This is a genomic window from Sodalis sp. RH22, from assembly GCF_047324165.1.
Lineage (GTDB): Bacteria > Pseudomonadota > Gammaproteobacteria > Enterobacterales > Enterobacteriaceae > Acerihabitans.
On sequence record NZ_CP178731.1, the window covers coordinates 1,964,865 to 1,987,558 of the forward strand.

Consider the following 22,694-nt stretch of genomic DNA (forward strand, 5'->3'; position numbering starts at 1 on the left):
GTGTGTAGGCTGGGATCGGCGGTTGCGCTTGCCGTCAGCGGGGCGGCGTATGTTGGCTGGGGGATGTTGCGCTTGCCGTCAGCGGGGTGGCGTGTGTTGGCTGGGGGAGGTTTTGCTTGCCGTCAGCGGGGCGGCGTGTGTTGGCTGGGGGAGGTTTTGCTTGCCGTCAGCGGGGTGGCGTATGTTGGCTGGGGGAGGTTTCGCTTGCCGTCAGCGGGCGGCGTATGTGGGCTGGGGGAGGTTTCGCTTGCCGTCAGCGGGGTGGCGTGTGTTGGCTGGGGGAGGTTTCGCTTGCCGTCAGCGGGGCGGAGTATGTCGGCCCGTGCGGGCAATCGACGAAGGGCCGGCAGTGAGCCTGTTTAGGAATCTGTGTAAACGCCTTTTTATAAATGACCACCTAAACGATCTCCAAATTCTATACTAAAACGATTCAATGCCATCTTCCACTCCCTCACCGGCATCGACCATTTTTTTGACGCCGCCTGGATGGCCAGCCACACCACTTTTTTTACCGATTCGTCTGACGGGAATACCTTGCGTTTTTTAATAGCGTGTCGGATCACGCTGTTTAGCGACTCGATGGCGTTTGTGGTGTAGATCGCTTTGCGAATGTCTTCCGGATAGGCGAAGAATGTCGCAAGGTTAGTCCAGTTAGCCTGCCAGCTCCGGCTTACTTGCGGATAACGGGAGTTCCATACGCTGGCGAACGTCTCCAGCGCCCGCTGTCCCGCTTCCTCCGTCGGTGCCTGGTACACTGCCTTCAAGTCTCGCATGACGGCTCTGGCGTCTTTCCAGGAGACAAAGCGCAGGCTGTTACGCACCATGTGTACGATACAAAGCTGAATGCAGGTCCTCGGGTAGACCGTATTGATAGCGTCAGGAAAGCCTTTCAGGCCATCGACGCAGGCGATAAAAATATCCTGTAATCCCCGGTTTTTAAGCTCGGTCAACACGCTTAGCCAGAACTTCGCGCCTTCGTTCTCTGCCATCCACATGCCCAGCAGTTCCTTTTGGCCTTCAATGTTAATTCCCAACGCCAGATACACGGATTTATTGATGACGCGACCGTCGTGGCGAACTTTTACCACGATGCAGTCCAGGTAAATGATGGGATAGAGCGTATCGAGTGGGCGATTCTGCCATTCAGTGACCTGCTCCAGAACCGCCTCAGTGACTTTCGATATCAGTGCTGGCGAGACATCCGCATCGTACATTTCCTTAAACATCGCCGATATCTCACGGGTGGTCATGCCTTTGGCATAAAGCGCCAGGATCTGGTCATCCATTCCGGTAATACGGGTCTGATTTTTCTTCACTAGTTGGGGCTCGAAGGTCCCTTCGCGATCACGAGGTGTCCTCAGCTCCAGCGGGCCATCACCTGTGGTAACCGTTTTAGAGGAATAACCGTTACGGGCGTTGGGACCCGATTTGAGCTGATTTTTTTCATACCCCAAATGGTGAGTCAGTTCAGCTTTAAGGGCAGCCTCAACACTTAATTTTTTTAAAAACCGATCAAATTGGCTCAGATCCTCAGAGGTTTTGAGACTTTTAGCCAGCTCAGTTGCGAGAGCCTGTAGCAATTTTTCGTCCATAAATTCACCTAATTCTAATGATGGATTGAACATATCAAAATCAGGCGATTACACAATCTTATGTACAGGCTCCCGGCAGTCGCCCCGGCCCTTTCGAATCCCGGGCTTCCGGCAGATCGCGCGCCGCTGCGCGGTGCCTTCCGTCCCGGCTGCCGCCCCTGGGACCGCACGGTACGCGCTCCCGGCGCGAACCGTGCTCTCGCCGCCTCCCTGCGGCTCGTCCGGTCGTCCGCCCTGCCGTCAGCGCGCTTGATGCCGGGTCAAGGTCAAGGTCAAGGTCAAGGTCAAGGTCAAGGTCAAGGTCAAGGTCAAGGTCAAGGTCAAGGTCAAGGTCAAGGTCAAGGTCAACATTAACATCAACATCAACATCAACATCAAAAATAAAATCAGATTGATGACCTTAGGCAAGTCTGTGGAAATACTGTCTTGCATGACCAGACTTTCGCACCGCATGCACGTATTTACCCACTGATATAACAGTTAATTTAGACTCCAGTAGTCCACAATATTATTATTATCAAAGGTGACATAGAAACGATTGCCGTGGATTTCAGTATTGCCGCTCATTTTCCCTGATACCTTGTTAGCTTGAGAAGAGGCTGAGCTGGCTGTACCAGCCAATCCTAGGGCACTGGAAATCGCGCCGGTACCAGGAATAAAACCGGTTAAACTGGATGCATCGCTTAGCGCGCCGTTTTTATGATAAACCCAGGTGACGCCATTGGATGATTTCTCATTTGAATCCGGTACGCCATACAAACTTTGAACTTGCTGTTGCGTGGTTTTACCCTTGATAATATGAGACTCAACGTAAGATGTGCTGAACTTATCTTCCCCTCCCATCATTCCACCCGAGCAAGCTGTAAGCGCGAGTACCACCATCAAGCCAAAAGCAGCCTTTTTCATTTTTATCTCCAGATATTCCTATAGTAAAAAAAACAAACGAGCCAAACGAATCATAAATTTTTGTAACATGAAATTAATTAATATCCAACAATTTATCTTCACAATTTAAAAAATAATGGTTTACCTATTGATATCTAAGCAATAAAACATTCTGGGTTTGTAAAGAAAATGTGAGGAATGTCAATAATTGATTGCTCAGGCTGGATGAGATAATGGGCGGGACAGATAATGTTGCGGCTCGCAGTTATTGGTGTAGGGGAGTCTTCTGGGACCATTTTAATTAAGCATTATATTTTAATTAATAGGCGTTTTATAATCCTTCACCGTAGGCGACAGTAATATTGTCGTCGTAATATATCGCTTTCCCGTTAAGAAATGGCGTTTAATCCTGGCGTCATCGAGAAGAACAATACGAATAAAACTTCAGACCTGATGCTTCAATAAGCATTGTAACGTGGGGCAGGTTTTGCCCTTGGCGCAGTCATGGCAAGCGAAACCCTCGCCGAACGACCAGATCCCGACCAAGCCCAAAGCAAACCTTACCCTCGCCGCGCGTCCCAATCCCTGGCAGCGGCAATTCTCCTCAACGCGCTACAGCGTCCCGATTTATCCCCGCTGCTCCACAAAGCCCTCAATAAACCGCGCCACATATGCCGGCACACATTCGCTCGCCGGACCGTAAATCCGCTCCTCGAACTGGCTCTCCACCTGGCTGGGCTCGAGGTTGAGCTCCACCGTCCTGGCCCCGCTTATTCGCGCCTCATGGACAAACCCCGCGGCCGGATAAACATGGCCGGAGGTGCCGATCGCCAGGAAATAATCCGCTTTGCCAAGGGCGTCGTATATGGCATCCATGCCCAGCGGCATTTCGCCAAACCAGACCACGTGCGGACGCAGCACCGCCGGGAACTGGCAGCAATGACAACGGTCGGTTTCCGTAATATCGTCGGTCCACTCGATAATCTGGCCGCTGCTGACGCAGCGCACCTTGAGCAATTCGCCATGCATATGGATCACGCGCCGGCTGCCGGCCCGTTCGTGCAGGTTATCGATATTCTGCGTGACCAAAAGAAAATTATCGCCCAGCATCTGCTCCAGCTCCGCCAGCGCCACGTGGGCGGCGTTGGGCTTGATTTCCGGCTGCTGCAGCTGGCGGCGGCGGGCGTTATAAAACGCCTGCACCAGCTGCGGGTTACGCTGGAAGCCCTCAGGAGTGGCGACATCCTCGACCCGATGCTCTTCCCACAGGCCATCGGCGGCGCGAAAAGTACGAATACCCGATTCAGCCGAGATCCCGGCGCCGGTAAGCACCACTACAAAAGGTTTTTTCATCTTGGTTACCGCCATGGTGTCACGGTGAAAAATACGTGAGCGCAATCGCTGCTGCCTGAGCCGTTTACTTTTACGAAACCGGATTAACCGGCGATGAATACGCATGCTGCTGATTCCTTAATGCATGGCACGGATAGGCCGCAAGGCATTTATAAACCGCTGAGCACTCTTGCCGGGTCGATACGGCTGGCCCGCCGCGCCGGATACCAACTGGCCAGCAGGCTAAGCAGCAGCGCCGTGCCCAGCACGATCGCCACGTCAAGCCAATGCAGTTCGGTTGGCAGGAAATCGATATAATAAATATCACCGGATAATAAATTATGCCCCAGCAAACGTTCGATCCCTTTAATCACATCCGTGAGGTTAAGCGCCACCAGCACGCCGGCCACCACGCCGCTCAGGCTGCCCGTAAGGCCGGCAAGCAGGCCATACCAAATAAAAATAGCACGGGTTAAGCGGTCTTTGGCGCCCAGGGTACGCAATATCGCAATATCGGTGCTTTTATCCTTAACCGCCATCACCAGCGTGGAAACAATGTTAAAGCACGCCACGCCAATCACCAGCACCATGGCCAGGTACATGATGGCGCGGATCATCTGGATATCCCGGTACATATAACCGTAGGTGCCCATCCAGCTGCGGATATACACATACGTTTTCGTCACCTCGCCCGCGTCCCGCACCAGCTTATTGGCGATGAAGGGATTATTCACCTTAATGGCGATGCCGCTGACGTCCTGGCCTTTATCCAGGTACTGCTGGGCATCCGCCAGCGGCACCATGGCAAAGCTGTGATCCAGCTGGCCGCTGAGCGCCAGGATACCGCTCACCTGCAGGCGGATACGCTTTGGCTCCAGCAATTTCATCTGCGGATCGCTGTTGGGGATCATCACGGTCAGCCAGTCGCCCTGCTTGACATCCAGGGCTTGCGCCACCCCCTGTCCGATAATGATCTGCTGCTTACCGGCGCTGAACGCCTGCCAGGCATTATCCTGGACATAGCGCGGCAGCGCGCTCAGGTTGGACTCTTGCCGCGGGTCGACGCCTTTGATCTGGATGGCCTTGAGCTTAACACCCCGCTCCACCAGGCCGGTGAAAGTGATGTAGGGCGCCGCCGCGGCGATGCCCGGCACTTTTTCAATCCGGGTTAATATCGCCGGCCAGTCGGTAAAAGGCGGGTTAACCGGCTCGATTTCGCCATGCGGCACTACCGCTAAAATACGGTTATTCAATTCGCGCTCAAAGCCGTTCATGGCGCTCAGGCCGATAATCAGTACCGCCACGCCGAGCGCGATGCCGACGGTGGAGATAATCGAAATCAGCGACACCATGCCGCCGCGACGCCGGCCGCGGCTAAAACGCAGCGCAATTTGCAACGAAAGCGGAAATCCCCTCATTCCTGCGCCCCCAGCAGGTCGCCGTCCCGCCGCAGCTGGCCGTCGCGCATTTCCAACTGACGGTTCAGGCGACGCGCCAGGTGAAGATCGTGGGTGACGACTAAAAACGCGGTGCCCTGGCGCATATTCAGTTCGCCCAGCAGTTCAAAAATACTGTCGGCGGTGCGCTGATCCAGGTTGCCGGTAGGCTCGTCGGCCAGCACCAGCGCCGGATGGTTGACCAGGGCGCGCGCTATCGCCACCCGCTGCCGCTCGCCGCCGGATAACTCGGCAGGACGGTGATGGCCGCGTTTATCCAGCCCGACCGACGCCAGCATTTCCCGCGCGGTAGCCTTTGCCTGCTGCGGCGTGGTGCCGCCGATAAGCAGCGGCATGGCGACATTTTCCAGCGCGGTGAAATCCGGCAGCAAATGATGGAACTGATAGATAAACCCCAGCCGGCGGTTACGGATCTCCGCGCGCGCCTGGGAGGATAAGGCCGTCAGTTGCTGGCCTTCAAAAATCACCTCCCCGGAGGTCGGCTCGTCCAGGCCGCCGAGCAAATGCAGCAGGGTACTTTTACCCGAGCCCGAACTGCCGACGATGGCCATCATCTCGCCCGGCAGCATCGAAAAGGACACGTCGCGCAGTACATCGGTAAACAACTTGCCTTCCTGGTAACGCTTACTCAAATTGTTACACTGCAACAAAGGAGCATTATTCATAACGTAAAGCCTCAGCGGGATGAACGGCGGCCGCGCGCCAGGAAGGATAAAGCGTGGACAGTAGCGCCACGACCATCGCCAGCACGGCGATGGTGGCAACCTGCAGTGAGTCGATATCGACCGGCAGCTCCGCGCCATCGAGGAAAGCGCCGATCACCGGCATTAAATTATTCAGTTGGCTGGCCAGCAGCACGCCCAGGCCGGTGCCCAGAAGGGCGCCGATAATGCCGGCGCCGGCGCCCTGCACCATAAACACCAGCATCACCTGGCGCCGGGTCAGGCCGAGGGTCTGCAGAATGGCCACCTCACCCTGTTTTTCCATCACCAGCAGGCCGAGCGAGGTGATAATGTTGAACGCCGCCACCGCCACTATCAGGCTCAGCAGCAGGCCCATCATGTTCTTTTCCATGCGCACCGCCTGGAACAGCTCGCCTTTGCGCTCGCGCCAGTCCTTCCATTGGGTGCCTTCGGGAAGCTGCTGGCGGCTGACCGCCTCGACGTCCAGGGGCTTTTGCAGCCACAGGCGCCAGCCGGTGATATTGCCGGCCGGGTAGCGCATCAGGCGCGAGGCGTCCTGCTGGTTGGTCAACAGCTGGTATTGGTCCACCTCGCTGTTGGCGGCAAAGGTGCCGGCCACGGTAAACAGGCGTTGGCTGGGAATGCGGCCCATCGGCGTAAACTGGCTTGAGCCTGGCACCATTAACCGCAGCTGATCGCCGCGTTTCACGCCGAGTTGTCCCGCCAGCTGTTCGCCGAGGATAACCTGGTAACTCCCGGGCTGGAGCGCATCCATATGGATGTTGACCAGGTAGCGGGCCAGCGGTTCGGGATCCTGCGGATTGACGCCCAGCATGACCCCGACGGCTACGCTGCGCGCGCTTTGCAGCACCACATCGCCGGTGGTCAGCGGCACGATACGGCTGACGCCCTTAAGCGCACCTAGCGCCGAGGGTGGAATGCGTTTAGGATCAAGCGAGCCGCCGGGGGTGGTAATCAATGCCTGGGGCATGACGCCGAGAATGTTACCTTCCAGCTCGCGCTCGAAGCCGTTCATCACCGATAATACGGTGACCAGCGCCATGACGCCGAGGGTAATGCCGATGGTGGATAGCCAGGAGACAAAGCGCCCGAAGCGGTCTGATGCCCGCCCGCGCATGTAGCGCAGGCCAATATATAATGCGACAGGTTGATACATTGAATTCCGTTTGGATGCCGGTTGCCAAAGCAAAGTGATCAAGGATAATAAAGGGTCGTACCCTATTATGGAACTACTAACCGCCGCTACCGCCGGCTTTTATTCTTGTTAGGCTGCCTAACATAAGCCATCATGCTCAATGCACGCACGTTTCGCCATAGTCCATATCGTATTGGCTCCGGCGCAAGAGAAGAGATCTGACCACTGTTTATGTCCGAACAATATCGTTATACCTTACCCACTAAACCCGGTGAACAACGTTTATTGGGTCAACTCACCGGCGCCGCCTGCGCCGTCGAATGCGCCGCCATTGTCGATCGCTACCCCGGTCCCGTGATGCTGGTGGCGCCGGATATGCAAAACGCCCTGCGCCTGCACGACGAAATCCGGCAGTTTACGCGCCATCCGGTGATTACCCTGCCCGACTGGGAAACCCTGCCTTACGACAATTTTTCCCCGCACCAGGAAATCATATCCGATCGATTGTCGACATTATATCAACTGCCGGCCATGGATCGCGGGGTCATTATCCTGCCAATCAATACCCTTATGCAACGGATATGCCCCCATTCATTCCTGCACGGCCACGCGCTGGTGATGAAAAAAGGCCAGCGCCTCTCCAGGGACAAGCTGCGCGCGCAGCTGGAGCAGGCCGGCTACCGCAGCGTGGATCAGGTCATGGAGCACGGAGAGTACGCCACGCGCGGCGCCCTGCTCGATCTTTATCCCATGGGCAGCGAAGAACCGTACCGGATCGATTTTTTCGATGATGAAATCGACAGCCTGCGCATTTTTGATGTCGACAGCCAGCGCACCCTGCACGAAGTGGATCAGATAAACCTGTTGCCGGCCCATGAGTTTCCCACCGACAAAACGGCCATTGAGCTGTTCCGCAGCCAATGGCGCGAACAGTTCGAGGTCCGGCGCGACGCCGAGCATATCTACCAGCAGGTGAGCAAGGGCACCTTGCCTCCGGGCATCGAATATTGGCAACCCCTGTTTTTCAGCGAACCGCTGCCGGCATTGTTCAGCTACCTGCCCGCCAATACCCTGCTGGTCAATACCGGCGATCTGGAAGCCGGGGCCGGGCGGTTCTGGGCGGATGCCGTGGCGCGTTATGAAAACCGCCGGGTGGACCCGATGCGGCCGTTGGTGGCGCCCGAAACGCTGTGGCTACGGGTCGACGGGCTGTTCAGCGAGCTGAAAAACTGGCCGCGGGTACAGTTGATCGGCGAGCGGCTGGACGCGAAAGCCGCCAATATCAATATGGAATATCAGCCGCTGCCGGACCTGGCGGTGGAGGCGCAAAACAAAGCGCCGATGGATAAATTACGCCGGTTCTGCGAGCAGTTCGACGGCTGCGTGATTTTTTCGGTGGAAAGCGAGGGACGGCGCGAAACGCTGCAGGAACTGCTGGCGCGCATCAAGATCAACCCCAAATTAATCGCCCGGCTCGATGATGCCCAAGGCCCCGGCAACTACCTGATTATCGGCGCCAGCGAACGCGGTTTCATCGATCAGTTCCGCGGGCGCGCCCTGATATGCGAAGGGGACCTGCTGGGGGAAAGGGTAAGCAGGCGGCGTCAGGATAACCGCCGCGCCATTAATGCCGATACCCTGATCCGCAACCTGGCGGAACTGCATCCGGGCCAGCCGGTGGTGCATCTGGAGCACGGCGTCGGCCGCTACGGCGGCATGACCACCCTGGAAGCCGGCGGCATCAAGGCCGAGTACCTGATCCTGACCTATGCCGGCCACGATAAGCTGTATGTGCCGGTTTCCTCGCTGCATCTGATCAGCCGCTATTCCGGCGGCGCCCAGGAGAACGCGCCCCTGCATAAGCTCGGCGGCGACGTCTGGTCGCGCGCGCGGCAGAAAGCGGCGGAACGGGTGCGCGACGTGGCGGCCGAACTGCTGGATATCTATGCGCAACGGGCGGCGAAGGTGGGCTTTGCTTTCCGGCAAAACCGCGAGAATTACCAGCTGTTTTGCGAGGGTTTCCCCTTTGAGCCCACGCCCGACCAGGCACAGGCGATTAACGCGGTGTTAAGCGATATGTGCCAGCCTCTGGCCATGGACCGCCTGGTGTGCGGCGATGTGGGGTTCGGCAAAACCGAAGTGGCGATGCGCGCCGCGTTCCTGGCCATTGAGAATCATAAGCAGGTGGCCGTGCTGGTGCCGACCACCCTGCTCGCCCAGCAGCATTTCGATAATTTCCGCGATCGTTTCGCCAACTGGCCGGTGCGCATTGAGATGATTTCCCGGTTTCGCAGCGCCAGGGATCAGGCCCAGGTCCTGGAGCAGACCGCCGACGGCAAGGTGGATATCCTGATAGGGACCCACAAGCTGCTGCAAAACGAGATTAAATGGCGCGATCTGGGCCTGCTGATTGTCGACGAGGAACATCGCTTCGGGGTGCGCCATAAAGAACGCATCAAGGCGATGCGCGCCGATGTGGATATCCTGACCCTGACCGCCACGCCCATCCCGCGTACCCTGAATATGGCCATGAGCGGTATGCGCGATCTGTCCATCATCGCCACGCCGCCCGCCCGCCGGCTGGCGGTAAAAACCTTTGTGCGCGAATACGACAGCCTGGTGGTGCGCGAGGCTATCCTGCGCGAAGTGCTGCGCGGCGGGCAGGTTTATTATCTGTACAACGATGTGGAAAATATTGAAAAAGCCACCCATCGCCTGCAGGAACTGGTGCCGGAAGCACGTATCGCCATCGGCCACGGCCAGATGCGGGAACGGGATCTGGAGCGGGTGATGAACGATTTCCATCACCAGCGTTTCAATGTCCTGGTCTGCACCACCATTATTGAGACCGGTATTGATATCGCCAATGCCAATACCATTATCATCGAGCGCGCCGACCATTTCGGGCTGGCGCAATTGCACCAGCTGCGCGGCCGTGTGGGGCGCTCCCATCACCAGGCCTACGCCTACCTGCTGACCCCGCCGCCCAAGGCCCTGAGCCAGGATGCGTTAAAACGCCTGGAGGCCATTGCGTCGCTGGAGGATCTGGGCGCGGGTTTCGCCCTGGCCACCCACGATCTGGAAATTCGCGGCGCCGGCGAACTGCTGGGAGAAGACCAGAGCGGCCAGTTGCAAACCATTGGGTTTTCGTTATATATGGAACTGCTGGAGAGCGCGGTGGACGCGCTCAAGGCCGGGCGCGAACCCTCGCTGGAGGATTTAACCAGCCAGCTCACGGATGTGGAGCTGCGCATGCCCGCCCTGTTGCCGGAAGACTATATTCCCGACGTCAATACCCGTTTATCTTTCTATAAACGCATCGCCAGCGCGCCGGATACCCGGGAAATTGAAGAGCTGAAGGTGGAATTGATCGACCGCTTTGGGCTGTTGCCCGATCCGGCGCGTCATCTGCTGGATATCGCCGGCCTGCGGCAACGGGCGCGCAAACTGGGTATCAAACGCATCGAGGGCAATGAAAAAGGCGGGTTTATTGAATTTAGCGAGAAAAACACCGTGGATCCGGTCTATCTTATCGGCCTGCTGCAGCGCGATCCCAAGACCTTCCGTCTCGACGGCCCGACGCGGCTGAAATTCATCAAGCCACTGCCGGAACGGCTGGAACGACTGCAGTATGTGGATCAACTGCTGGCGGGACTGGATCAACATCAGGTTCCCGCCTGAGTCCGTGACTGCCCGGACGGCTTGTCCCGGGCAGTCACGCAGCGGCTCGATGCGGATGACGGCCACCGGCGCTGTTGCGATTGCGGTACTAGACCTGTTTGTTCAAATCCAGACGGCCTTTGCCATCCAGGGGAATCTGCGTGCCTGGATCATGATCCATGCGGATTTTACCCTGTTCATCGCCGATCTTGTAGGTAACATCGTAACCCAATAGCTTCTGCGATTTATCATAAACCGTCTGGCAGCGCTGCTGGGTGGTGGTATAGGTGTCGCGATTTTGCAGATTGCCCTGTACCTGGTTGCCGGTGTATCCGCCCGCCAGCGCCCCCGCCACCGTGGCCACGTCCTTGCCGCGCCCGCCGCCGAACTGATGCCCTAAGACGCCGCCCGCCACCGCGCCGAGCAAAGAACCGGCGATTTTATTTTCGTCCTGCACCGGACGGCGATGGGTAACGGCGACATTCCGGCATTCCTGGCGGGGGGTTTTAATGGTTTCATTGATTGGCGTTGCCGTGACTACCTGCGCATATCGCGGACCAGAGGAGAACACATCCAGTCCGGCAACCGCCGCAATCCCTGACGCCGCGGCAATCCCGATACCGACACCGGCCAACATTGATTTATTCATGGGAAATCCTCCTGAAGTAATAACCCACGCATTCACTGGCAGCAACCGGATCCCAGAGGCAGTCGATTACGCTAACTACGCCTGGGTTAATGACTGCCGGCCCTCTCCGGACGCTAGCGCAAAACGGAACTCATGGACTCCTCCGGCACGGCGTGCGTGATTCGCCCACCGGATGAACCGAAGTCTGCACAAAGCAGGCGACAGCGGCAATAAGACTAATAGCCAAAATAGGGCATTTATGCATGCGCCAAAGCCAGTTTGGGATAATTCCTAGGGGTTTAAGCGCCATTATCGGCGTTTTATGCTAAGGGTAAGCATTGCTAATACAATATGTTAGCGCCGCAAACCGTGTGATTGCCGCGTCAGCTTGGGCATATTGCAGGGAAAGGGGGCGCAGAGGCATTAGCCGGGCAGATTTTCCTGCCCGGCGGCAGGCTGGCGCCGAACCCGGCGCAGCCGTATCAGAGGGAATGCCTGCCTGCAATTAATGCAGTTTTAAATGCGGCCGGATCACACGGTTAATCCGCCCCACCAGCACGATAAGCCCGGTTTTGAACAGGCCGTGCAGGGCCACTTGATGCATGCGGTACAGAGAAATATACACCGCGCGGGCGATACGGCCCTCTATCATCATGGAGCCGCGCATCAGATTGCCCATCAGGCTGCCCACGGTGCTGAACCGGGATAGCGATACCAGGGAGCCGTGATCCTTATAGACATAGGGTTTCAGTTCCCGGTCTTTTAACAGCGCCAGGATATTAGCGTACGCCCGGCTCGCCATTTGGTGCGCGGCCTGGGCGCGCGGCGGCACAAACCCGCCGGCGGGTTGCGGACAGGACGCGCAGTCGCCGATGGCGAAAATCGCGGGATCGCGGGTAGTTTGCAGGGTGGGCGTCACCACCAGCTGATTGGTGCGATTGGTTTCCAGCCCGGCGATATCCTTCAGGAAATCCGGCGCTTTGATGCCGGCCGCCCACACCATCAGTTCCGCCGGGATAAACTCGCCGTCCTTGGTGGTCAGCCCGCCTGGCCCGGCACTGGTCACCAGCGTCTTGGTCAGGACCCGGACGCCCATTTTTCCCAGCTCATGGTGAGCCGAGGCGGAAATACGCGCGGGCAACGCCGGCAGGATACGCTCGCCCGCCTCGACCAGCGTTACGTTCAGCGCCTGGTTATCGAGGCCTTTAAACCCGTAGCTGTGCAATTCCTGAACCGCGTTATGCAGTTCGGCCGACAGTTCCACGCCGGTGGCGCCGCCGCCGACGATGGCGATATTCACGCGCTCATCCGGGCCATGCGGCTGGGTGGAAAACTTCAGGAACAGATTGAGCATTTCATTATGGAACCGCTGGGCCTGCGCGGGATTGTCGAGGAAAATACAATTTTCCTTCACCCCGGCGGTGCCGAAGTCGTTGGATACGCTGCCGAGCGCCATCACCAGGATGTCATAAGGCAACTGGCGCACCGGCACCAGCAGATCGCCGTGGGCATCGCGGATTTCATCCAGCTGCAGCGTTTTATCGTCGCGGTTAATATTGCTCAGGCTGCCCATCTGGAAAAAAAAGTGATGATTGCGGGCATGGGCCAGGTAGCTGATGGCATCTACGCCTTCATCCAACGAACCGGTGGCCACCTCGTGCAGCAAAGGTTTCCATAAATGGCTGTGATTGCGATCCACCAGGGTGATGTCCGCCTTTTTACTGCGGCCCAAGGCGGATCCCAAACGGGTGGCGAGTTCCAGGCCGCCGGCGCCGCCGCCAACGATAACAATCTGCTTCAGGGGTAATGACAAAATAACCTCCAAATGTAAACCAATCGTTAACTAAGAGTAAAAATAAATACCCTTATAAAACACGTGGTTACCTTCAAATAAACTGTTGTTGCTGCAAGATTACCATGAAGGGTCATTTGGTCATACCAAAATTGATATAAATCAATTTTGGCCTAATAAGGCAGAGAATAAAAACGCAACCGGGCACCCGCGCACAGGCGCCCTGATGCCGGTTGGCCGGGGCGCTTAACCCAGCGCCTTGAAACTCTGGATCCTCAGCACATGGGGGGCGATATTTTTGAATTTATGGCTTTGCTCCTCATCCCAGATAATCTCGTAAAACGGCGCCAGCAGCGCCGCGCTGCGGCGACTGTCCAGGGCTTCATCATTGCGCGAAAGCAACACCAGGCAGCGGTCGCGGTTTTTCTCGCGGAAGTTCTCCACGCATTTGGTGGCGATATCCACGTACTCTTCCGGACGATCGATTTTGCCCGGCATATTCTCATCCGGAAATAAATTCGGATTAACGATCACCTGGCGCATGTCGCACAGGAACCCGATGCGCTCCGCCCAGAACCCGCCCAGTCCGACGCCGCAAATCAGCGGACGCTCGTCATCGGTCAGTTGCTGCATCTTGTCCACTTCTTTTAACAGATGCTGCATATCGTGGCGTGGATGACGGGTGCTGTAGCTTATCAGCCGCACATCGGGGTCGATAAACTGAAGCTGCAGCACTTTTTCATGATTACCGGGACTGTTGGAATCAAAACCATGCAAATAGATAATCATCACTATCCTCGTCGCTCAATAAGTCCGGACGCTGAACGTCAGTGGTCCGGGAATTCTATCCGCCGCTGTTTTTCCTCGGCCCACTGCGCTCCCAGCAGCGTAAGCTGTTGATGCACCTGCCGCCAGCGCGTGGAGCCGAGCAGTTCCTTACGGGAAATCACTCCCCGATGGTATAACGTCTCGAGAACGTCGACTTTGATCGGTGACAGATTATCCAGCACCTTGATGGCCCCGGCGCGGTTATTGCACACCAAAATCATATCGCAGCCGGCATCCAGCGAAGCCTGCGCCCGCTCGGCATAGCCCCCCATCACCGCCGCGCCTTCCATGGAGAGATCATCGGAAAAAATAATACCGGCAAAGCCCAGCTCGCGGCGCAGAACCGTCTTCAGCCAAAAAGCGGAAGCGCTGGCCGGCAGGGGGTCCGCCTCGGTATAAACCACATGGGCGGGCATAATGGCGTCCAGCGCGCCGCGCGCGACAAGCGTGGTAAAGACGTGCATATCATGGGCGCGAATCTCGTCCAGGGGACGGCCGTCGACGGGCGTTTCCTTATGCGAGTCGGCGGTCACCGCCCCGTGGCCGGGGAAATGCTTGCCCGTGGCCTTCATGCCGGCCTGATGCATGCCGGCGATAAAATTTTCCGCCAGCTCGATGGCCGGCTCCGCCTGATGGTGAAAGGCGCGTTCGCCGATAGCCAGGCTGCCATGCCCGATATCCAGTACCGGCGCAAAACTGATATCGATATCCATGGCGGTCATTTCCGCCGCCATCAGCCAGCCGGCGTCGCGGGCCAGGGCCGTCGCCTGCGCCATGGGGCGCAGCGCCGCATACGCCTGGGCGGCGGGCAGGAGGGTAAATCCTTCACGAAAACGCTGTACCCGGCCCCCTTCCTGGTCCACCGCCACCACCAGCCGCTGGCGCGACGCGCGGCGGATTTGCGCTACCAGCGCCGCCAGCTGATCGGGATCGTGATAGTTGCGGGTAAAAATAATCACGCCGCCCACCATCGGGTGCTGCAATATTTCACGCTCTTCGTTATCCAACTCATAGCTGGCGACATCTAACATCAATGGACCCACGACAACCTCGTTCAAAACGGTAAACCCAAATGGCGGCGCAGCGGCGCCGCATGCCGCAAAAAATGCCGTTGGCGCGTTTGCCGCCAGCGGACTTCGTACCACATCAACATCAGGTAATCGACCCACGGCGCCCAGGCGGCAATGCGCCGCCGGAGAACGGCCGTGGCATAGCCTGGTGAGCCTGAGCCGGCCTGGTAGGCGCGCAGGAAATCCGCCTGCAGACCTTCGTCCAGCCCGTTGCCGCGAAACAGCGCCGCCAGTTCCAGGGCGATATCGCCGTCGCCGGCGTATTCCCAGTCAATCAGCCGCAGCCCGCCGTCAGGCGCGCGCAGCACATTGCCGGGGTGGATATCCATATGCAACGGCGCGCAGCACAGCGGCGCGGGCATTTTGGCGCGCATAAACCGCTGCTGCAGCCGCAGCCAGGCCGGACAGCGGCGCGCCGGATCGCTGGCCTGCCAGTAGGCGGCGTACCGGGCCCGCAGGGCAATAGGATAGCCGTGGCGCGGCCCGCGATGCAATTGCGCCAGCACGGCGGCAAGCTGGCCTCCGGCAACCGCCGCCTGCCACCCGGCCGGCGTCAGGCATTCCCCGTCCAGCCACTCCAACAGCAGCCATTGCGCCGTGCCGGCCAGCGGCTTTGGCGCCGGGGTGCCGGCGGGCAAGCGCCGCAGCAGGCGATATTCCCGCCGCCGGTCCACGCCCAGCAGCCGTTCAGACGGCGTCGCTTCCCGCGCGATGAGATCCCCACCCGCGGCGCTGACCCGCCAGCTGGCGCCGGTCAGGCCATGCACCGGCGCCACCCGCCGGCCGGCGACATTCATCGCCGGCACCTGCGTCAACAGAACATCAAGGGAGACGCTACTCTTGCGCAAGTCCTTTACCCGACCAGACAATCTCGCCGGATTGCACCAGCATTAACTGCATCTCGATGTCGGGCAGTTTTGCATCGCCATTGGCGTCGCTGTAAAGCACATATTGCGCATTGAGATAGCGCGCCAACCCTACCGCCTTGCTGCGCGACTCCAGACTATCGTCCACCGACAGTCCCAGGGTCTGCTTGGCCGACGCCATCTGGTCCTGGCTGATGATGGTAAAGGTCTTATCCGCCGCCAGGGCGCTGTAGATTGCGGCGGTAGCTTTGCCGGTCTGTATGCTGCCATTGGTATTGTTTTTCATGCTATTGATCAACAGTACGCTGCCAGGCGCGATCCCCTGGGCGCCAAGCATTTGCTTGACCAGCGGCGCGACGCTTGCCGGCCAATCCAGGGTCCTGAGCTTAGGCGGCTGCGGTACCGGCTGCGGCTGCGGCTGCGACGGAACCGGCTCAGGCGCCGGCACCGGCTGGGCCGGTTCAATAGTGGCGGGCGGCTGCTCCGGTTCCGGCGCGCGCGTCGGACATCCGGTCAGCACCAGCGCGGCTAATGCGACAAAGAGATACTTTTTCATCATCCATCACTCAAACATAGGTTACAAAAACAGATAGAGGCGAACGCGCCTGGCCTCGAGATTACCGGTGATGGATTCAACGGTGACATCGGCGCCCGGCGGGATCACCAGTGTACGGGTAGCGGGGAAAGGCAGTACGTCCAGACCCTGCGGGTCGTACCAATAAAACCGGTAATTGACGGTAACGGCATGATCCTGTCCGTTGCCGATCGTGGCGTGCGCACGGCGGCGGCCCTGGTCGTCGCCGATGGTGGGCGCTTCGGCGGTAATCCCGGCCGTCATTACCGACGGATCCATAATCAGCGTCTGCCGATCGTTAATCATCAGCGTCTTGTTATGACTGGCGGTACAACCCGTGATAAGCAGCAGCATGGCTAAAAACGGCGGCGTAAAACGCATAGGCCTCCCCGATTGCTTGTGTGTCCCATCGCCCTGCGGCCGCTCAAAAATTCACCAGCGGACCGAGCGCCCTGCCGCCGAGAAGATGCATATGCAGATGATAGACTTCCTGGCCGCCGTGGCGGTTGCAATTGACTATCAGGCGAAAGCCGTCCTCGGCGATGCCTTCCTGCCGGGCAATTTTGGCGGCGGCGGTAAACATGCGGCCCAGCGCCGCCTCGTGTTCGGCGGTAACGTCGTTTACGGTTGGGATCAGGATATTGGGTACGATCAGGATATGGCTTGGCGCCTTGGGGGTAATATCACGAAAGGCGGTAACCAGTTCGTCTTGGTAAACGATTTCCGAGGGTATTTCCCGGCGAATAATTTTACTGAAAATAGTTTCTTCAGCCATGACATCTTTCCTTGTATCAAAACAGGTTAGTGCATGGAGTATGAGCGACTTACCCCCATTATTTCAACCTTGGGATGGTTTTATTACATAGAGGGACGGTACGCGCGGGCACGGTGGGCAAAAGCATCAATGGCGCGCACATGTTATCCGCAGACTATAAGGGAGGCCTTCGCCTCCCTGTGGTACTGCCGCACGCGTTATAGCGCCATCATGACACGCTATGGCGCATATATTCATCCATATCGGTTTTCAGGTTATCCGACTTGGTGCCGAATATCGCCTGTACCCCGGAGCCGGCCACGACCACGCCGGCCGCGCCGAGCAATTTCAGCCCTGGCTGGTCCACCTTGGAAATGTCCGCCACGCTGATGCGCAAACGGGTAATGCAGGCATCCAGGTTGGTGATATTGTCCCGGCCGCCGAACGCCTTGACCAGCGCTCCCGCCATTTCCGTGCCGCCCTGGGTGATCTGCTGGCTGCCTGTCGCTTCACGGCCGGGCGTTTTCAGATCCAGTTTGACAATCAATACCCGGAAAAGGGTGTAGTAAACCAGGCCGTAGAGGATACCCACCACCGGGAACAGCCAAATGCGGCTGCTGTTGCCGCTCAGCACCACAAAGTCGATCAGGCCGTGGGAAAAGCTGGTGCCGTCACGCATGCCGAGCAGGATACATATAGGAAACGCCAGGCCCGCCAGGATGGCGTGGATCACGTAAAGAATGGGGGCCACAAAGATAAAAGCGAATTCAATCGGTTCGGTAATGCCGGTCAGGAATGCGGTCAGCGCGCCGGAAATCATGATGCCGCCCACTTTGGCGCGGTTTTCCGGTTTAGCCGAATGCCAGATGGCAATCGCGGCGGCCGGCAGTCCGTACATCTTGAACAGGAAGCCGCCGGACAGCTTGCCTGCGGTGGGGTCGCCCGCCATATAACGCGGTATATCGCCATGGAACACCTGGCCCGCGGCGTTGGTGAACTCGCCCACCTGCATCTGGAACGGCACGTTCCAGATATGATGCAGGCCGAAAGGCACCAGCGCGCGTTCCACCAGGCCGTAGATGCCGAAGGCCACCACCGGGTTCTGGTATGCCGCCCATTGGGAGAAGTCCTGGATGGCCGACCCGATCGGGGGCCAGATAAAGGATAAAACGACGCCGAGCAGGATGGCGATCAGGCCGGAAATAATCGGCACGAAACGTTTACCGGCAAAAAAGCCCAGGTATTCCGGCAGCTTGATGCGGTAAAACCGATTGAACATATAAGCGGCGATGGCACCCGAAATAATGCCGCCCAATACGCCGGTGTCGGCCAGATGCTTAGCGGCGATTTCCTGCGCCGGCAGGCCGAGAACCAGTGGCGCCACTACCGCCATGGTTTTCACCATGATGCCGTAGGCCACTACCGCCGCCAGGGCGGAAACGCCGTCATTATTGGTGAACCCCAGCGCCACGCCGATGGCGAAAATCAACGGCATATTGGCAAAAACCGAACCGCCGGCCTCCGCCATGACATGGGAAACAACGGCGGGTATCCAGCTGAATTCAGCGGAACCGACGCCGAGCAGGATGCCGGCAATCGGTAATACGGATACCGGTAGCATTAGCGATTTACCTACTTTTTGCAGGTTGGCGAATGCGTTCTTAAACATAATGATGAATGCTCCTAGTAATAATGCCGGATCCGCCCGCGCCGGGACGCGAGCTCAAATTGCGCTGGCTTTTTGTCTTATGAACCGCTGGGGTTGTATTTATTACGCAGTGTAAAATAAATCGCCGACCGGGTGTTTGATGATAATCACGTTTCACTGACGCCGGCCAAACGCGCCATGACACCGGCGCCCATGGCCATGACGCGCGAGGTGATTAAAACATCCGCAACCCGCCCCGGCGCGCGTTTATTTCACCCCATTACGCGCTGGAAATACCGCCGGACTCAACTATGCGCGGCGAGGCGCGCGGGATCAACATGAAACAACCGGCCGAAATTCGCGGTGGTGGCCTGCGCCAGTTGTTCCACCGTCACGCCTTTCAGGCCGGCCATAAAATCGGCCACGTCCCGCACATAGGCCGGCTGGTTTTCCTTGCCGCGATACGGCACCGGCGCCAGATAAGGCGAATCGGTCTCCACCAGCAGCCGGTCGAGCGGAACATAGCGCGCCGCCTCGCGCAGCGCCTCGGCGTTGCGAAAGGTGACGATGCCGGAAAACGAAATATAAAAACCCAGGTCCAGCAGGGTCTTGGCGGTGGCGATATCTTCGGTAAAGCAATGCAGCACGCCGCCGCACTCCCCCGCCCGTTCTTCATGCAGGATAGCCAGCGTGTCTTCCCGCGCCGAACGGGTATGCACGATTACCGGCTTGTTCACGGCCCGGCCGATGCGGATATGCTCGCGCAGCGCCGCCTGCTGTTCGGCCTTATTATCCTGCTGGTAAAAATAATCCAGCCCGGTCTCGCCCAGGGCCACCACGTTGTCGCCCGCGGCCAGGCGCCTGAGTTCGGCAAAATCATAGGGCTCATCCAGATTCAGCGGATGGACGCCGCACGACATCAGCACCTCGTCGCGCTGGCCGATCAGTTCGCTCATCTTGCTAAAACCCGCCAGGGTGGTGGCCACAGCCAGCATCAGATGAACATCGCGCGCCTTGGCCTTGGCCACCACGTCGGCAACATCGCGATGCAGGGTCTCGTAATTCAACCCGTCAAGATGGCAGTGGGAATCGACTAAAAACATGACATTACCTTTTTATAGAGTCCAGGGATGGGTGCGCCCGTCCGGCGCGCCGTTTTCCCAGTTAAGCAATTGATTGGTCAGCAACAATTCGCGGTTAACACCGGCAATCTCCCGCCACTGCCGCCGACACTGGAGCCACTGCTGCAATTGATGATGCAGGGCGCCGGGCTGGAATCGCGCGGCCAGCTCGCCCACCAGCGCCAGCTGATCCTGGTTGAGCATAAACCCGGCGGCGCCCTGTTGCCATTTCAGGGCGTCCGTGAGCAGGCTGAGCAGCCAGTATACCGGTTCGTCATCCTTGTCCTTGTTTAACAGCGGCAATAGCCTCAGAAAATCGCCGTCGGCAAGCGCGCGGCCCAGCCCGTCGCACAGCGCCGCACGTTCCGCCCAGCGGCCCGGCTGCAGAAGCTCCAGGGCGCCGACCGGCGCACCGCTGGTAAGCCGCAGCGCCGTGCGCGCCTGCTCTTGCGCCGTGATGCCCTGCTGCTGGAGCCACCGCAGGCCGGCCGGCTCTTCCGGCGACGGCAGGTGCCAGTACAGACAGCGGCTGCGCAGGGTGGGCAACAGGTGCGACGGTTCGCGGCAGCCGAGCAGGAAAAAGGTGCGGTCAGGCGGTTCTTCCAGGGTCTTGAGCAATGCGTTGGCCGCCGGCTCGGTCAGTATTTCACTGTGGGGCAACCAGACCACCTTGGCCCCGCCCTGCTGCGCATGATGGTAGAGCGGGTCGATAATCTGGCGGATATTATCCACCCCCAGGCTCAACCGCCCTTTCTCCGGTTCGGGCTGATAAAAATCGGGGTGGGTGCCGGCCAGCATCAGGCGGCAACTGTGGCAATGGCCGCAGCTTTTGATGCCGTCCGGCCGCTGGCAAATGAGCCAGCGGCTCAGGGCATAGAACAGCGATGACACGCCGCTGCCCTTGAGCGCATGGATAAGCAAAGCGTGATGGCCCTTGCCCTCCTGATAGCGGGCGAGAATCTGCCGGTAGGGCGTATTCAGCCACGGATACCATTTCACGGCCGGGACTCCGGCGTGTCCAGCCAGCAGTTCAGGCTGGCGCGCAGCGCGTCGCTAACCTGCGCCAGCGAACGGCTGGCGTCAATGGTAACGATGCGCGCATCCGCCGCGGCCAGGGCCTGGTAACGCGCCCGGATGCGGTCAAAAAAGGCCAGCGACTCCTGCTCGATGCGATCAAGCTCGCCGCGCGCCCGCGCGCGCTGAAGGCCAATGGCCGGAGGGAGATCCAGGTACAGGGTTAAATCGGGGCGGAAATCCCCCAGCACCAGGTCGCGCAGCGCCGTCAGCAGCTGCGGATCCACGCCGCGGCCGCCGCCCTGGTAAGCCTGGGATGAGAGATCGTGGCGATCGCCGATAACCCACGCGCCACGCGCCAGCGCGGGTTTGATCACATTCTCCACCAACTGGACGCGCGCGGCGTACAGCATCAGCAGTTCCGCTTTATCGGTTACCGGCTCGTTGTCGATACCGTCCTTGATTAAGCGGCGCAACGCTTCCGCCAGCGGGGTTCCGCCCGGCTCGCGGGTAAAAACCACATCAGTGATGCCACGGGCCCTGAGCGTCTCCACCAGCACGGCGATGGCGCAGGTTTTCCCGGCGCCCTCAAGCCCTTCAATCACGATGAATTTACTGTCCATGGTTTTCCTTTACGCTTTCACGATATTGCTGTACGGCTTGATTATGGCTTGCCAGGTTGGTGCTGAAAATATGGCCGCCCTTGCCGTCGGCGACAAAATAAAGATACGACGTCTTGGCAGGATGCGCGGCGGCCTCAAGCGACGCCTGTCCCGGCATGGCGATCGGCGCGGGGGGCAGTCCGGTAATCAAATAGGTATTATACGGCGTTGGCGTCGCCAGGTCTTGCTTGCTGATGATACCTTTATAGCTCTCGCCCATGCCGTAGATCACCGTGGGATCGGTTTGCAGGCGCATGCTCAGGCGCAGGCGGTTGATGAATACCGAGGCCACCTTGGGGCGTTCGTCCGCCACACCGGTCTCTTTTTCCACAATCGAGGCCATGGTCAGCAAATCCAGCGGCGTCTTGTACGGCAGTCCCGGCTCCCTGTCCCGCCAGACTTCATCCAGCGTTTTATCCATCCGCTGTCCCGCGCGCTTTAACAAAGCGATATCGGGGGTTTGCGCGGTATACAGATAGGTATCGGGATAAAAGCGCCCTTCCAGCGTGGACGATGGCTCCCGGCCCAGCAGGCCGGCTACCTGATCCGCCGCCACCCCGTCCAGGGTATGTTTCAGGTAAGGCGCCTTGGCGATGATGGCCAGCCACTCCTTAAACGTGGACCCCTCGACAAAACGGATGGAAAACTGGGCTTCCCGGCCGCTGGCTAATAACGCCAGCATCTGGCGCACCGTCATGCCGGGTATAAACCGGTAGGTGCCCGCCTTGAAGCTGGCCAGCTCCGGCTCCAGTTGCCACAGCGCCGGCAGCCAGCGGGTACGCTTGACGATATGCTGCTGGCGCAGCGCGGTTTTCAGCCCCTCGCGCCCGGTGCCGGCGGGCAAGGTAAAAATAGTCTCTTGTTTAATGACCAGCGGCGACGCGGCGAAATGCTTGACCTGGTACAGGCAAAACGCGATGCCAGCGGCCAGCAGGAGGATAATGGCGATAAAAAACGTTTTTTTCATGCAAT

21 protein-coding genes are annotated in these 22,694 nt (G+C 58.6%); 1 reads left to right on the plus strand and 20 read right to left on the minus strand.

Features of this window, described 5'->3' with window-relative positions; all coding sequences use genetic code 11:
• Positions 1–383: 383 nt before the first annotated feature.
• The 7 genes from ACL2XN_RS08885 to lolC form a co-directional block, all read right to left on the minus strand.
• The gene (locus ACL2XN_RS08885) at positions 384–1,592 is read right to left on the minus strand and encodes an IS256 family transposase (protein WP_413729587.1); all 1,209 of its coding nucleotides are present in this window, start codon (positions 1,590–1,592) and stop codon (positions 384–386) included.
• 240 nt (positions 1,593–1,832) lie between these two features.
• Entirely contained in the window at positions 1,833–2,024 is a 192-nt protein-coding gene (locus tag ACL2XN_RS08890) for a hypothetical protein (RefSeq protein WP_413730693.1), read from the minus strand.
• Between the two features lie 48 nt (positions 2,025–2,072).
• Positions 2,073–2,498, minus strand: a complete 426-nt coding sequence (locus ACL2XN_RS08895; protein ID WP_410015734.1) for a hypothetical protein — start codon at positions 2,496–2,498, stop codon at positions 2,073–2,075.
• A 606-nt stretch (positions 2,499–3,104) separates the two neighbouring features.
• Positions 3,105–3,935, minus strand: coding sequence for a Sir2 family NAD+-dependent deacetylase (gene cobB / locus ACL2XN_RS08900; protein ID WP_410015735.1), 831 nt, complete (start codon positions 3,933–3,935; stop codon positions 3,105–3,107).
• A 44-nt stretch (positions 3,936–3,979) separates the two neighbouring features.
• On the minus strand, positions 3,980–5,227 hold the full coding sequence (gene lolE, locus ACL2XN_RS08905) for a lipoprotein-releasing ABC transporter permease subunit LolE (protein ID WP_410015736.1): 1,248 nt from the start codon (positions 5,225–5,227) through the stop codon (positions 3,980–3,982).
• Entirely contained in the window at positions 5,224–5,931 is a 708-nt protein-coding gene (gene lolD / locus ACL2XN_RS08910; RefSeq protein ID WP_410015737.1) for a lipoprotein-releasing ABC transporter ATP-binding protein LolD, read from the minus strand. Before lolD ends, lolE begins: the two co-directional genes overlap by 4 nt.
• Positions 5,924–7,126, minus strand: coding sequence for a lipoprotein-releasing ABC transporter permease subunit LolC (gene lolC, locus ACL2XN_RS08915; protein WP_413730694.1), 1,203 nt, complete (start codon positions 7,124–7,126; stop codon positions 5,924–5,926). The genes lolD and lolC overlap by 8 nt, the downstream gene beginning before the upstream one ends.
• 210 nt (positions 7,127–7,336) lie before the next feature.
• Between lolC and mfd the strand changes: the two genes are divergently transcribed.
• Positions 7,337–10,786 (plus strand): transcription-repair coupling factor, encoded by a 3,450-nt coding sequence (gene mfd, locus ACL2XN_RS08920; RefSeq protein ID WP_413730695.1) that lies wholly within the window; start codon positions 7,337–7,339, stop codon positions 10,784–10,786.
• Between the two features lie 88 nt (positions 10,787–10,874).
• On the opposite strand, the gene ACL2XN_RS08925 is transcribed toward mfd, so the two are convergent.
• From ACL2XN_RS08925 to mltG, 13 genes are all read right to left on the minus strand, one after another.
• Entirely contained in the window at positions 10,875–11,414 is a 540-nt protein-coding gene (locus tag ACL2XN_RS08925) for a glycine zipper 2TM domain-containing protein (protein ID WP_410015740.1), read from the minus strand.
• A gap of 484 nt (positions 11,415–11,898) precedes the next feature.
• On the minus strand, positions 11,899–13,206 hold the full coding sequence (locus ACL2XN_RS08930; RefSeq protein ID WP_410015741.1) for an NAD(P)/FAD-dependent oxidoreductase: 1,308 nt from the start codon (positions 13,204–13,206) through the stop codon (positions 11,899–11,901).
• Between the two features lie 225 nt (positions 13,207–13,431).
• Positions 13,432–13,974, minus strand: a complete 543-nt coding sequence (gene ycfP, locus ACL2XN_RS08935) for an alpha/beta hydrolase YcfP (protein WP_410015742.1) — start codon at positions 13,972–13,974, stop codon at positions 13,432–13,434.
• A gap of 38 nt (positions 13,975–14,012) precedes the next feature.
• The gene (gene nagZ, locus ACL2XN_RS08940; RefSeq protein WP_410015743.1) at positions 14,013–15,056 is read right to left on the minus strand and encodes a beta-N-acetylhexosaminidase; all 1,044 of its coding nucleotides are present in this window, start codon (positions 15,054–15,056) and stop codon (positions 14,013–14,015) included.
• An 11-nt stretch (positions 15,057–15,067) separates the two neighbouring features.
• Complete coding sequence (locus tag ACL2XN_RS08945) at positions 15,068–15,931, minus strand: phosphotransferase (RefSeq protein ID WP_413730696.1); 864 nt, start codon at positions 15,929–15,931, stop codon at positions 15,068–15,070.
• Positions 15,918–16,505: a penicillin-binding protein activator LpoB gene (gene lpoB / locus ACL2XN_RS08950; protein WP_410016580.1), complete on the minus strand. Its 588-nt coding sequence runs from the start codon at positions 16,503–16,505 to the stop codon at positions 15,918–15,920. Before lpoB ends, ACL2XN_RS08945 begins: the two co-directional genes overlap by 14 nt.
• 21 nt (positions 16,506–16,526) lie before the next feature.
• The gene (locus ACL2XN_RS08955) at positions 16,527–16,904 is read right to left on the minus strand and encodes a YcfL family protein (protein WP_410015745.1); all 378 of its coding nucleotides are present in this window, start codon (positions 16,902–16,904) and stop codon (positions 16,527–16,529) included.
• 43 nt (positions 16,905–16,947) lie between these two features.
• Positions 16,948–17,298, minus strand: coding sequence for a purine nucleoside phosphoramidase (gene hinT / locus ACL2XN_RS08960; RefSeq protein ID WP_410015746.1), 351 nt, complete (start codon positions 17,296–17,298; stop codon positions 16,948–16,950).
• 208 nt (positions 17,299–17,506) lie between these two features.
• The gene (ptsG, locus tag ACL2XN_RS08965; RefSeq protein WP_413730698.1) at positions 17,507–18,946 is read right to left on the minus strand and encodes a PTS glucose transporter subunit IIBC; all 1,440 of its coding nucleotides are present in this window, start codon (positions 18,944–18,946) and stop codon (positions 17,507–17,509) included.
• Positions 18,947–19,230: 284 nt separating this feature from the next.
• Positions 19,231–20,028: a metal-dependent hydrolase gene (locus ACL2XN_RS08970; RefSeq protein ID WP_413722432.1), complete on the minus strand. Its 798-nt coding sequence runs from the start codon at positions 20,026–20,028 to the stop codon at positions 19,231–19,233.
• Between the two features lie 12 nt (positions 20,029–20,040).
• Positions 20,041–21,045: a DNA polymerase III subunit delta' gene (gene holB, locus ACL2XN_RS08975; protein ID WP_410015749.1), complete on the minus strand. Its 1,005-nt coding sequence runs from the start codon at positions 21,043–21,045 to the stop codon at positions 20,041–20,043.
• Positions 21,042–21,683: a dTMP kinase gene (tmk, locus tag ACL2XN_RS08980; RefSeq protein WP_413730699.1), complete on the minus strand. Its 642-nt coding sequence runs from the start codon at positions 21,681–21,683 to the stop codon at positions 21,042–21,044. Before tmk ends, holB begins: the two co-directional genes overlap by 4 nt.
• Positions 21,673–22,689, minus strand: a complete 1,017-nt coding sequence (mltG, locus tag ACL2XN_RS08985; RefSeq protein ID WP_413730700.1) for an endolytic transglycosylase MltG — start codon at positions 22,687–22,689, stop codon at positions 21,673–21,675. Before mltG ends, tmk begins: the two co-directional genes overlap by 11 nt.
• Positions 22,690–22,694 lie beyond the last annotated feature (5 nt).